We start from the raw sequence: 11,408 nt of genomic DNA on the forward strand, positions 1-11,408 counted from the left end.
GAGGGGCGGAGGTGCCCGGTCCACCGGCCGGTGGCCTGTGATTCAGCCCGCGAACCAGCGCACCGGCTTCGGCGCGAGGTTCTGGTAGACGTGCTTGGTCTCGCGGTACTCGGCAAGTCCGGCCGGGCCGAGTTCGCGGCCCACTCCGCTCTTGCCGAAGCCGCCCCACTCCGCCTGCGGCAGGTAGGGGTGGAAGTCGTTGATCCACACCGTGCCGTGCCGCAGCCGGCCGGCCACCCGCCGGGCACGGCCCGCGTCGGTGGTCCACACGGCGCCGGCCAGCCCGTACTCGGTGTCGTTGGCGAGGGCGACGGCCTCGTCCTCGGTGCGGAAGGTCTCCACGGTGAGGACCGGCCCGAAGACCTCCTCGCGCACCACCCGCATCTCGCGGTGGCAGTGGTCGAGGACGGTCGGCTCGTAGAAGTAGCCGCTCGCGGGGCGTTCGGCGGACGGTTCGGGCCGCTTGCCGCCGGAGCGCAGGACGGCGCCCTCCTCCAGCGCGGAGGCGACGTACGCCTCGACCTTGTCGCGCTGCTGCTCGGACACCAGCGGGCCGCACTCGACGCCGTCCTCGGTGCCCCGGCCGAGCCTGATCCGCTGGGCGCGGCGGGCGAGTTCGGCGACGAAGCGGTCCCGGACGGACTCCTCGACGATGAGCCGCGCCCCGGCCGAGCACACCTGGCCGCTGTGGATGAAGGCCGCGTTGAGGGCCTGGTCGACGGCGGTGTCGAAACCCTCCTCGGTGGCGCAGGCGTCGGCGAAGACCACGTTGGGGTTCTTGCCGCCGAGTTCGAGGGCGACCTTCTTGACGCCGGGCGCGGCGGCCTGGGCGACCTTGGTACCGCTGACCAGCCCGCCGGTGAAGGACACCAGGTCCACGTCGGGGTGTTCGGCGAGCCGGGCGCCGACGGTGTGCCCGGGGCCGGTGACGATGTTGGCCACCCCGGCCGGCAGTCCGGCCTCCAGGAGCAGGTCGATCAGGGCGACGGTGCTCAGCGGGGTGATCTCGCTGGGCTTGATGACGAAGGTGTTGCCGGCCGCCAGCGCCGGGGCGATCTTCCAGCTGGCCTGGAGGAGCGGGTAGTTCCAGGGCGTGATCATCGCGCAGACACCGACGGGTTCGTGCACGACGACGCTGTGGACGTCGGGCGTGCCGGCGTCCACGACCCGGCCGGGGGCCTCGCCCGCGACCAGGTCGGCGAAGTAGCGGAAGGCGTCGGCGACGCAGTCGATGTCGACGCGGCCCTCCTCCGCGGTCTTCCCGGCGTCCCGGCTCTCCAGCAGGCCGAGCGACTCCCGGTCCCGGGTGAGCAGGGCGGCGACCCGGCGCAGCAGTTCGGCCCGTTCGGCGACCGGGGTGTGCGGCCAGGGGCCCTCGTCGAAGGCCCGCCGGGCGGCGGCCACCGCCAGGTCGGTGTCCTTCTCGTCGCCCTCCGCGACCACGGCGAAGGGCTGCGCGTCCGCGGGGTCGATGATCTCGCGCGTGGCGCCGGACACCGCCGCCCGCCACTCGCCCCCCGCGTGGATCGTGCCGCGCGCCTCGAGTTCCGTCTTGTCCGCCATAGTCGGTACTGCCTTCCGTTCCTGGTGCCTCCCATGCGTCACACTGCCGCCACGCATGGGACCGGGTGCACCTGCCCCGAAGTGCCGAAAGCATGCGCGATTCCCGGCCAGAAGTGCGCCGTGTCACGGAAGATGGGCGCTTACGGGGCGAAAACGCCCACGCTGTGAGCGTACGGTCACAGCGCGGGACGTCCTCAAACGCGGATTCCGGTCATCCGCCGCCGGTCCCGCAGGTGGTGGCGGGAGGGCAGAAGCCGCTCAGCGCCGTCCGCAGCAACTCACGCCCGGCCTCCCGGCCCTCCGCGTCCGGCGTGTAGGCGGCGACGGCGTACAGCTTGCCGTCGGCGGCCTCGAAGCGTTCGTCGACCACGTGCCAACCGCCGACGTCCGGCTGCCCCCGCAGGGTGTCCACGCGGTACTCCAGCCGGGAGCCGGGCACCCCGGCGCCGCCCAGGTCCTCCAGGGAGAGCTCGGTGAAGCCCGGGGCCTTGTGCACCGCGTCGGAGAGGAACAGCCCGTGCGACTCGGCGGGCGACGCCTCGGACACCTCGAACACCTGGAGCCGGTGCGTGCGGTCGGCGCTGTAGTAGTTGACCACGTCGATGCCGTACTTGGAGTCCACGTCGTCGCGGCTCCACCCGGCGGGGCGGGCGATGGTGAAGCCTTCCCCGTCGGTGAACAGCTCGTACCCGGCGGGCAGGTCGTCGACGAGGGTGGACGGCTCCGGGATGCTGTCCTGGCCGGTCGGACCGGGCGGCGGCTGCTCCACGGTGCCGGTCGCCGTGGGCTCGGCCGTCGGGGACGGACTCGCCGTGACCGTGGGCCTGTCGTCCGCGCGGTCGTCGGTGCCTCCCCCGTTCCGCACGATCAGGGTGGCCACGAGCCCCACGGTCACCCCGAGGGCGGCGGCGCCCCCGACCACCAGCCAGACGCGCCGCCGGCGGGCCCCCGGCGCGGCTCCCGGCCCGGGCACCGGGGCGCCGGGCTGGTGCGCGGGGCCGTAGTACGGCTCGGCGGGGGTCCAGGGAGCGGGCGGCGGGGCGGCGTTGCCGGGCGGCGGGGGCGGGGGCGGCGCGGCGCCGGGCCACTGCAGGCCCGTGAGGGTCGGCGCCGACGGGGAGACGCCGGGGGCCGCGGGGGCGCCCTGCGCGGGTCCGGCCACGGGGCCGGCTCCGTCCGGTGCGGGAGGGCCGGCGTCGTTCGGCGGCGCGGCGGGGCCGGGGTCGTGGGCGGAGACCACGGTGGGTGTCGGCCACCCGCCCGGCCCTGCGGTGTCGTCCGCTCCTCCCCCTGCCTCCCCGCCGGGCCCGGCGGCGGCGCCGTCGGCGTCCGCCTCCTCCCAGCGCTGGGAGTCCTCGTTCCAGTACCGCGGTCCCCCGGTCATCGCATCCCCCTCGTCTCGCTCGCCGCCCGTGTCACATGCCGAGCAGCCCCGCGACGGTGGCGGCCGAGGCCAGCACCGCCGTCAGGGTCTGGGCATCCGTCAGGAGCTCCCGCACCCTGCGGCGGCGGCTCTCGCCCACCGCACCGGTGCGGTCGATCTCGTCCTCGGTGTCCGCCAGCGCCTCGTCCAGCTGCGCGGTCTGCTCACTCTGCCGCACCCGGGCCAGATCCGCCCGCAAATCGCGGACGGCCCGGAGAAGTTCCCGGGCTGCCGGGTCGGACCCGCCCGGTACGCCGTGGTGGCTCTCGGCATGGGCGTGACTGCCGACGCCGAAGGTGCTGCCCGTGACGTCCCCGATGCGGACGGCCGGTTCATCGTGTCCCATGTGTCCTGGGTCCCCTCTGCGGCCGCGGGCCGCCGTTGGTGGCACGGGCGTGGTCGCCGATGGCGAAGGTGGACCCCTCGACCCGGTCGATGTGCACGGCGCCGTTGCTGATGTTGACGATCTTCTGCATGAACTCGCCGGTCTCGTAGCCGGCTTCGGCCAGCGCCTGGCGCACTCCGCGCCCGATGCGGTCCTGGACGCTGCGCAGGTACCGGGCCACGTCCATCTCCTGGAACTTGGATCCCGAGCTCACCGCCGCCAGCTCCCGCACGGACGCCGCGGGCCCCTCCGGGGGCGCGTCGGTGTGACCGCCGGTCAGCAGCCGCCACAGGTCGGCCGCGCCCCGGCCGAGGGTGCCCAGGGCGGGCCCGGCGGAGCGCGGCACCTGGGCCAGCGCGGCGGCGGCCTTGGCGACCGGGGTGGCGGTGCGGATCCGCAGCGCGTCCCGGTCCGCGTCCTTGAACCCGGGGCGGACCGGGGTCAGCACGTGCGGGGCGATCTCCAGCATGAGCATGCCGCCCTGGGTGTGGACCCGCACGAAGACGGTGACGACCAGTTCCTCCTCCCAGCCGCCGACCCGGATGCGAAGGAAGTGCCGCCGCCGCTCCCCGCCCTCCTCGACGGCACGGTCCCGGTGCTGCTCGAAGGCGGCCGTGGAGTAGGGCGCCTCGTCCCGCCCGGCCAGCCCCTCGACGGGCAGGAACACGCACTCGTCGATCTCCAGCCGGCGCAGCCGGTCACGTACGGCGGGACCGGCGTGCTCGGCGGGCACCCGCAGCTGGGCGAGCAGCGGGCGGATCTTCTCCAGGATGGCGCGGTTGCTGAGCGGCTGCTGGGTGGCGTCCGGGTCCGGCCGCAGCTCGACGGCGAGCACCCAGGTGTCGTACGCCGACCCCGCGCCGCGGAACGGCCGGGCTTCGTCGTACATGACCAGCGGCGCGTGCTGCTCCCGCCGGATGCGGGTGACGACGCGCCGGAAGCGCTCGCCGTCGGCCTGCTCGGCGGGGTCGTCGGCCACGTCCGCGAAGTGCTCGGGGGACAGCTCCTCGGCGAAGACGCGGGCGAACCGGTCGCGCCGGGCGGCGGCGCACAGGGCGATCAGGACGAGCGTCCCGAGGCCGATCCAGGCCCGCCAGGGCTCGACCCCGCCGCCCCCGAACACCGGGAACAGCACGTCGAGCAGGTCGGAGGTGCCGTCCGAACTCCCGTAGGCCGAGGCGTCGCCGTAGGGGCCGTAGGGGTCGTACGACGACGAGGAGTCGTAGGAGGAGCCCGTCCCGGCCGGGGAGAAGGCACCGAACGCGGCGCCCAGCAGCACGGCCAGGGTGACGGCGAAGACGAGGTACCCGGCGGCCAGGACCAGCACCCGGTAGGCGGAGCCCTGTTGACCGCCCCGGCGCTCGGGGGCGAGGGCGAGCACCAGGCCGGCCAGCAGCAGCCCGGTCAACAGCCAGCCGCTGAGCGGCAGTCCCACCGCCCAGAGCGCCAGGACGGCGGCGGACCAGCCCAGTTCCTCCCGGCGGGCCCGCAGGGCGTGGGCGAGGACCCGGGCCGCGTCGTGGCCGAGCGCGGGCGCGGCGATCCGGTGCTCCTTGAGGTAGAGCTCCTCGATGACGCGGTCCCGGTACTTGGCGTCCTGGTAGGTCCCGGCGCACAGCAGCCGGGTGGCTTCGCTGGCGCCCGGCACGGCGGGCGGCGGGTCCGGCGGGGCCGGGCTCTGCGGGTGCGGCGGCTGTCGCGGCACGGGTGCGGTGCTCATGCCGATCCTTCGGGAGCGCGAGGGTCAGGGGTGACCCGAGGAGTGAAGGTGCATCAGCATAGAGGGTGATCTAGAACCAGCGACAGCAGAATGTCAAGATGGTGACCCTGTGATCTGCGTCAACTCTTGGCCAGAGATCGGTGGTCCGACCGCCCGGGCGGGGGACCGCCGGCCGCCCGGACGCAGCGGGGCCCCGTACCGGTCGTGACCGGTACGGGGCCCTGAGCCCGGGGCTCGCGCAGCCGCCGGTTCGCTCAGATCAGGCCGAGACCGCGGACCGCCTCGCGCTCCTCCTCGAGCTCCTTGACGGAGGCGTCGATGCGGGCGCGGGAGAAGTCGTTGATCTCCAGGCCCTGGACGATCTCGTACGCCCCGTCCTTGACGGTCACCGGGAAGGAGGAGATGAGGCCCTCCGGCACGCCGTAGGAACCGTCCGACGGGATGCCCATGGAGGCCCAGTCGCCCTCGGCCGTGCCGTTGACCCAGGTGTGGACGTGGTCGATGGCGGCGTTGGCGGCGGAGGCGGCCGACGAGGCGCCCCGCGCCTCGATGATCGCGGCACCGCGCTTGGCGACGGTCGGGATGAAGTCCTCGGCCAGCCACTTCTCGTCGTTCACGACCTCGGCGGCGTTCTTGCCGGCGACGGTGGCGTGGAAGATGTCCGGGTACTGGGTCGCGGAGTGGTTGCCCCAGATCGTCAGCTTCTTGATCTCGGAGACCGGGACGCCGGTCTTCTTCGACAGCTGGGTCAGCGCGCGGTTGTGGTCCAGGCGGGTCATCGCGGTGAACCGCTCGGCGGGCACGTCCGGCGCCGCGGCCTGGGCGATGAGCGCGTTGGTGTTGGCCGGATTGCCGACGACCAGCACGCGGATGTCGTCCGCCGCGTGGGCGTTGATGGCCTGGCCCTGCGGCTTGAAGATGCCGCCGTTGGCCTCCAGGAGGTCACCGCGCTCCATGCCCTTGGTGCGCGGGCGGGCGCCCACGAGGAGCGCGACGTTGGAGCCGTCGAAGGCCACGTTCGGGTCGTCCGTGATGTCGATGCCCTGAAGAAGCGGGAACGCGCAGTCGTCCAGCTCCATGGCCGTGCCCTCGGCGGCCTTGAGCGCCGGGGTGATCTCCAGCAGGCGCAGCTTGACCGGCACGTCCGCGCCGAGCAGCTGGCCGGAGGCGATGCGGAAGAGCAGGGCGTAACCGATCTGGCCGGCCGCGCCGGTGACGGTGACGTTCACGGGAGTGCGGGTCATGGCGTTCTCCGTATGACAGCTGGCGGTGGGGCGGTCCCTGCCCCGGGGTGCGGGATCCCGCTTCCGGCTCGTGACCGGTGCCCGCCGCGACGATCGATCACCGGTACGGAAGGATCGCCGACGGATGATCGATCTCTTGGCGTCAAGAGAGATCCAGCGGTCAGGCTATCGCGCATCCGCCGGCCCGCACGGTCGGGCTCCCTGTGGCCCACCCCACAGAGCGACCGTCTCCTGTACGCAGCGTGACCGCACCGTCCTCGGTGCGGAGGAGCGGGAGGAGCACGGGAGGCACACGGAGAAGGCGGCCGCCCGTCCGGGAGAGGGGGGACAGGGGCGGCCGCCGTCGGGAAACCGCTGCCGGACTCCCGTGGGGGTACCTGTCGGATGCCCCCGCCGCGGCGGGCCATGCCCGTCGCCACACATCCCCCACGAAGCCCGTTCGAGACCCCCATCGGGGACCGGGCCGGCGACCCGGCCGGCCGTCGGGCCGTCCGGGCACGGGTGCGGGGCGCTTCCCTCGTCGGGCCGGTCGGCGCCCCGGCCGCGTCACTCGGTGCAGCCCTCCTCGCCGGAGGCCAGCACCGCACAGGCGTTCGCCTGTTCCGCGTTCTTCACCGCCACCATCGCCGTGTACGTCACCGTGTCGCCGGCCTCGGTGATGTCGTTGGCCTGCTTGGCCTTGCCCGCGGTGACCTCCACCGCGTCGCCCTGCGTGGCCTGGGTGATGCGGCCCCAGGCGGCGGAGCAGGCCTCGCTGTAGCGGACCTCGACGGTGGTGGTGCCCACGGTCGCGGTCTTCGCCGTCGTCACGAGGTCACCGCTGCACCCCATGCTCTCCGCGTCCTTGCCCGTGCAGCTGTCACCGCTGCACTCCACCCCGGGGGGCAGATCGGCGTCGGTGGTGACGGTGGGCGACGGCGATGTGGTGACGGTGTCCTTCTTCTTGCCGTCCTCGGTGCTCGTGACGTAGAGCGCGGCGGCGATCACCACCAGCACGCCGACGGCGCCCGCGACGAACGTCGACGTGCGCCGCTTGCCGCCGGGACCGCCGGAGCGCGCGCGGCCCGCGCCGCCCCCGGGCGGTGCGCCGTGCGCGCCGGAGGACTTCGGGGCGCCGCGTCCGCGCCCCCCGGGCGGCGTGGCGCCGTGGCCGGGGCGGCCGGGCTGCGCGGGCCCGCCGTAGCCGCCGGTGACCCCCCAGGAGTTGACGTCGGAGGCGTCGCGCACGTCCGAGGCGGTCGGCTGCGGCGGCACGGACGGCGAGACCCCGGCGGGACCGGCGACTCCCGGCCGGACCGCGGCGCCGCCCTTGCGGGACCTGCCTCCTGCGCCCGGCCCGGCGAGCTCGCTGAGCGCGGCGCGCGCCTGGGAGATGCGGATCGCTTCCATGGTCATGTCGTGGCGCATCTCCGAGCGGCTCCAGGCGCGCTCGGCGAGCTCCCACATGGTGGTCAGGTGCATCGGGTTGGTGCCGGTGACCTCGGCCAGGGCCACGATGGCGCCTTTGGGCGCGAGCAGCCGGCCGTTGAGATAACGCTCCCAGGACGTCTTGCTGTAGCCCGTCCGGTCGGAGACCGACGCGACGCTCAGGCCGCTGCGGTCCACGACCCGCCTGAGCTGGCTGGTGAACTCCCTGATCTGCGGATCGAGTTCCTCAGGCAAGGCCTTCCAACGAGGCATTGCTTCCCCCCTCTTCCCCCCGGTACGTGCTGGTATTTCCCTCGCGCATGGTGCCCTTAAGCCGAGTCGCGTGCTGGCTACCCACAGGGATGCCGCCAGCCAGGATCTCAGTTCCCGGGGTGGGGGCGCACGGGAGCGTCAGGGCGCGGGCGTGCACCGTCGCACGCCTACTCGCTTGCGGTCCAGTGTCCCACCGGCGACCCCCTGTTCCGAACGAAACCCGGCACAAGCACGGAGAACACCCCGAAACATCCCGTTTGTCCGAGCTGACCGCACGACCCCGCCCTTGCGCCCCTTGGAGCGACATTCGCGCCCCTGTCAGGACATCCACCCCCACGCCCCCGTCCGCCCGGAGGCGAAGGTCGCGGGTCGGTCCGGGGGTTCCGGGCCCCGTAGCGGAACGGTCACTTCCGTGCCACAGCGGACCGGCAGCCGTTGAACAGGCCCATCGCCTGCCGGAAGGTGGTTCCCGACGGCGGCCCGTCCTTCACGGGGGTGAGGGCGGGCCGCCGCCGCTGGAGGCCCTAACCGCTGACGGTGAAGTGCAGCAGGTCCTTCAGGAACGGGATCTGCAGCTTGGGGTCCGGCTGGACCATCAGCGCCAGCACCACGATCCCCGTGCCGAGCACCCCGTACGTGACGATGTCCGTGAACCGGGAGCGCACGGCGAGCATGCCGACGTCCGGCACCACCCACCGCAGCACGGCACCGGCGAGCAGCGCCACCCCGATCAGCAGGGTGCCCAGCCGGAACAGGTCGAACGCGGTCAGCAGCAGCCCGAGTCCCACCGTGAGCAGCACGGCCAGGATCGGCCACTGCCGGGCGGGCGCGGGGGCGTCGCCGGCCGCGGCCCGGCCGCCGCCCTCCGGGCGCGCGGTGTCCCGGGTGAACAGCGGGAAGCGGCGGGTGGTGCGCCGGGGCCGTCCCTGCGCGTCGGGCGCGCTGACGGGGTCGCGCACCGTGATGTCCTCGTCGTGCTCCCCGTCCTCGCCGGCGGGCGTTTCCTCCCCGGCGGGCGCTTCCTCCGCCGCGGCCGCTTCCGCGCCCGGGGCAACGGGACGGCCGGCCGGGGCGCCGGCGCCCTCCGTGTCCCGGGGCTCGTCCGGGCCTTCGGCCGGGGCCCCGGCATCGCCGAGCACCCGTTCCCCGGCGCCCTCGCGGGTGCTCCGCTCAGCCGACACTGCGCTCCGCCGCCTCGACCACGTTGACCAGCAGCTGGGCCCGGGTCATCGGGCCGACGCCGCCGGGGTTCGGGGAGATCCAGCCGGCCACCTCGGCCACATCGGGGTGGACGTCGCCGACGATCTTCCCCTCGGCGCTGCGGGAGACACCGACGTCCAGCACGGCCGCCCCCGGCTTGACGTCCTCCGCCCGGATCAGGTGCGCGCTGCCCGCGGCGGCCACGATGATGTCGGCGCGCTTGAGGTGGGCCGACAGGTCACGGGTGCCGGTGTGGCACTGGGTCACCGTGGCGTTCTCGCTGCGCCGGGTCAGCAGCAGCGGCATCGGACGGCCGATGGTGACACCGCGGCCGACGACCACGACCTCGGCGCCCTTGATCTCCACGCCGTAGCGGCGCAGCAGGGTCAGCACGCCGTTCGGGGTGCAGGGCAGCGGCGCGGGCTCGTTGAGCACGAGGCGGCCCAGGTTCATCGGGTGGAGGCCGTCGGCGTCCTTGTCCGGGTCCATCAGTTCGAGGATGCGGTTCTCGTCGATGCCCTTGGGCAGCGGCAGCTGGACGATGTAACCGGTGCACGCCGGGTCCTCGTTCAGCTCCCGGACGACCGCCTCGATCTCGTCCTGCGTGGCCGTGGCCGGCAGCTCGCGCTGGATGGAGGCGATCCCGACCTGCGCGCAGTCCCGGTGCTTGCCGGCGACGTACTTCTGGCTGCCGGGGTCGTCCCCGACGAGGACCGTGCCGAGGCCGGGCGTGACCCCCTTCTCCTTCAGCGCCGCCACGCGGGCGGTCAGATCGGTCTTGATCGCGGCTGCGGTGGCCTTGCCATCGAGAATCTGGGCGGTCATGCCCCCATCCTCGCGGATGACGGGCCCCCGGTTCCAATCAGCCCGCAGCACGCCACGGCAGCAACGTCCGCGAACGCGCATCGAGCGACCGCGACCGGGCTCTCCCGCCCCGGTCCGCAGGGGTTCCGCCGCCGGTCCGGTCAAGATCGATGATGTTGCACTTGCACAACACCTGCGGCACGCGGCTGGACAAGTAAGAGAAAGGTCAAGAACGATGAACCCCAGAAGTGCCGCGGGCAGAACCGGGGGGACGGACCGCAACCACAGGACTTCCTCCGAGCCGTGCACGCGTCGTCCCCGCACGAGCGACAACGGAGGAAGGACCGCCATGAGTTTCGGCGACCCGAACAACCCCTACGGGCAGCCGCCCCAGCAGCCCCAGCAGGGCTACGGCCAGCCGCCCCAGTACCCCGGCACGCCCCAGCAGGGCTACGGCTACCCGGCGGCGCCGGCCTACGGCGGCCCGCCGCCCGCGCAGATGCCGATGCCCGGCACCGTCAAGGCCGCCCGCATCATGCTGTACGTCCTGGGCGGATTCCAGGTCATCGGCGGCCTGTTCATGATGGTGGCCTCCAGTTGGTTCACCGAGTACTTCGAGGACCTCGCCAACGACGACCCGTCCATCTCCGCCGAGGACGCCGACCGGGTCGTCAGCATCGGTGTCGGCGTCATGATCGTGTTCGGCGCGATCGTGATCGGCTTCGCCGTGTGGGCCATACTCACCGCGGCCAAGTTCGGCACCGGCCGGGGCGGTGTGCGCGTTTCCGCGATCGTCTACGCCTCGTTCATGGTGCTGTTCAGCGTGATCAGCCTGCTGAGTGCCAACGTGTTCGCGCTGATCAGCCTGGTGCTCGGCATCCTGATCATCGTGTACTGCGCCAACAAGAACGGCGCCGCCTGGTTCAACCGGCCCAAGTTCTGACGCCGGGAGCGCGCGCTCGGGCCGCGCGCCCGCCGCGCGGCACCGCACGGGGCCGTGTCTCATCCTTACGAGGGAGGCACGGCCCCGTGCGTGCGTCCTGGGGTGGACAGGAGGGCCGGAGGACACAGAAGGACTCCGCCTTGTACCGCATCGTCGTCGTACCTCCGCCGGCCACGGGCGTCGCCGCCGCCACGTACGGGGCGGACGAGCTGCGCACCGACCGGGGCGTGCCGCCCGCGTACCGGCTGCTGATCGTGCAGACGGCCCGCGACTGCGGGCGGCCCGGTGTCACCACGGCGCTGATCGCGGCCATGCTGAAGGTCGAGAGCGACTTCGACCCGAACCTCTCCGACCCCGCCCACGACGAGTACGGCATCGCCCGCTGGACGCCGAGGGTGCTGCGCTGGTGGATGCACGCGGGCCTGCCGGCGTCCGGCAGTCCCACC

The 11,408-nt window shown here is 73.5% G+C and carries 9 protein-coding genes and 1 pseudogene; 2 read left to right on the forward strand and 8 right to left on the reverse strand.

Annotated features, from left to right (window positions below):
- Window positions 1–42 precede the first annotated feature (42 nt).
- The 8 genes from ACIRPP_RS04375 to ACIRPP_RS04410 form a co-directional block, all read right to left on the reverse strand.
- Entirely contained in the window at window positions 43–1,563 is a 1,521-nt protein-coding gene (locus tag ACIRPP_RS04375; protein WP_403637918.1) for an aldehyde dehydrogenase family protein, read from the reverse strand.
- 211 nt (window positions 1,564–1,774) lie between these two features.
- On the reverse strand, window positions 1,775–2,947 hold the full coding sequence (locus ACIRPP_RS04380) for a hypothetical protein (protein ID WP_403637919.1): 1,173 nt from the start codon (window positions 2,945–2,947) through the stop codon (window positions 1,775–1,777).
- 31 nt (window positions 2,948–2,978) lie between these two features.
- A complete protein-coding gene (locus ACIRPP_RS04385) occupies window positions 2,979–3,332 on the reverse strand; it encodes a hypothetical protein (protein WP_403637921.1) in 354 nt (117 codons plus the stop codon).
- The gene (locus ACIRPP_RS04390; RefSeq protein ID WP_403637923.1) at window positions 3,319–5,091 is read right to left on the reverse strand and encodes a hypothetical protein; all 1,773 of its coding nucleotides are present in this window, start codon (window positions 5,089–5,091) and stop codon (window positions 3,319–3,321) included. Before ACIRPP_RS04390 ends, ACIRPP_RS04385 begins: the two co-directional genes overlap by 14 nt.
- Window positions 5,092–5,345: 254 nt before the next feature.
- Window positions 5,346–6,335, reverse strand: a complete 990-nt coding sequence (locus tag ACIRPP_RS04395; protein ID WP_403637925.1) for a malate dehydrogenase — start codon at window positions 6,333–6,335, stop codon at window positions 5,346–5,348.
- 546 nt (window positions 6,336–6,881) lie between these two features.
- Window positions 6,882–8,015, reverse strand: a complete 1,134-nt coding sequence (locus ACIRPP_RS04400; protein ID WP_403637926.1) for a DUF2690 domain-containing protein — start codon at window positions 8,013–8,015, stop codon at window positions 6,882–6,884.
- 524 nt (window positions 8,016–8,539) lie between these two features.
- Complete coding sequence (locus ACIRPP_RS04405) at window positions 8,540–9,154, reverse strand: DUF3017 domain-containing protein (RefSeq protein ID WP_403638336.1); 615 nt, start codon at window positions 9,152–9,154, stop codon at window positions 8,540–8,542.
- 31 nt (window positions 9,155–9,185) lie between these two features.
- Entirely contained in the window at window positions 9,186–10,040 is an 855-nt protein-coding gene (locus tag ACIRPP_RS04410) for a bifunctional methylenetetrahydrofolate dehydrogenase/methenyltetrahydrofolate cyclohydrolase (protein WP_164347060.1), read from the reverse strand.
- A gap of 328 nt (window positions 10,041–10,368) precedes the next feature.
- On the opposite strand from ACIRPP_RS04410, the gene ACIRPP_RS04415 reads away from it, so the two are divergent.
- Together ACIRPP_RS04415 and ACIRPP_RS04420 are read left to right on the forward strand one after the other, a co-directional pair.
- A complete protein-coding gene (locus ACIRPP_RS04415; protein WP_403637928.1) occupies window positions 10,369–10,962 on the forward strand; it encodes a hypothetical protein in 594 nt (197 codons plus the stop codon).
- A gap of 167 nt (window positions 10,963–11,129) precedes the next feature.
- Window positions 11,130–11,405: pseudogene (locus tag ACIRPP_RS04420) on the forward strand (protein kinase); the annotation flags it as partial.
- Between the last annotated feature and the right edge of the window lie 3 nt (window positions 11,406–11,408).

This window comes from Streptomyces sp. NPDC101219, assembly GCF_044767675.1.
Classification (GTDB): Bacteria; Actinomycetota; Actinomycetes; order Streptomycetales; family Streptomycetaceae; genus Streptomyces.

Bases quoted from the DNA above. Each gene is read 5' to 3' on its own strand.
- ACIRPP_RS04385 (WP_403637921.1), bottom strand. From the start codon at position 3,332: ATGGGACACGATGAACCGGCCGTCCGCATCGGGGACGTCACGGGCAGC.
- ACIRPP_RS04375 (WP_403637918.1), bottom strand. From the start codon at position 1,563: ATGGCGGACAAGACGGAACTCGAGGCGCGCGGCACGATCCACGCGGGG.
- ACIRPP_RS04410 (WP_164347060.1), bottom strand. From the start codon at position 10,040: ATGACCGCCCAGATTCTCGATGGCAAGGCCACCGCAGCCGCGATCAAG.
- ACIRPP_RS04415 (WP_403637928.1), top strand. From the start codon at position 10,369: ATGAGTTTCGGCGACCCGAACAACCCCTACGGGCAGCCGCCCCAGCAG.
- ACIRPP_RS04380 (WP_403637919.1), bottom strand. From the start codon at position 2,947: ATGACCGGGGGACCGCGGTACTGGAACGAGGACTCCCAGCGCTGGGAG.
- ACIRPP_RS04400 (WP_403637926.1), bottom strand. From the start codon at position 8,015: ATGCCTCGTTGGAAGGCCTTGCCTGAGGAACTCGATCCGCAGATCAGG.
- ACIRPP_RS04395 (WP_403637925.1), bottom strand. From the start codon at position 6,335: ATGACCCGCACTCCCGTGAACGTCACCGTCACCGGCGCGGCCGGCCAG.
- ACIRPP_RS04390 (WP_403637923.1), bottom strand. From the start codon at position 5,091: ATGAGCACCGCACCCGTGCCGCGACAGCCGCCGCACCCGCAGAGCCCG.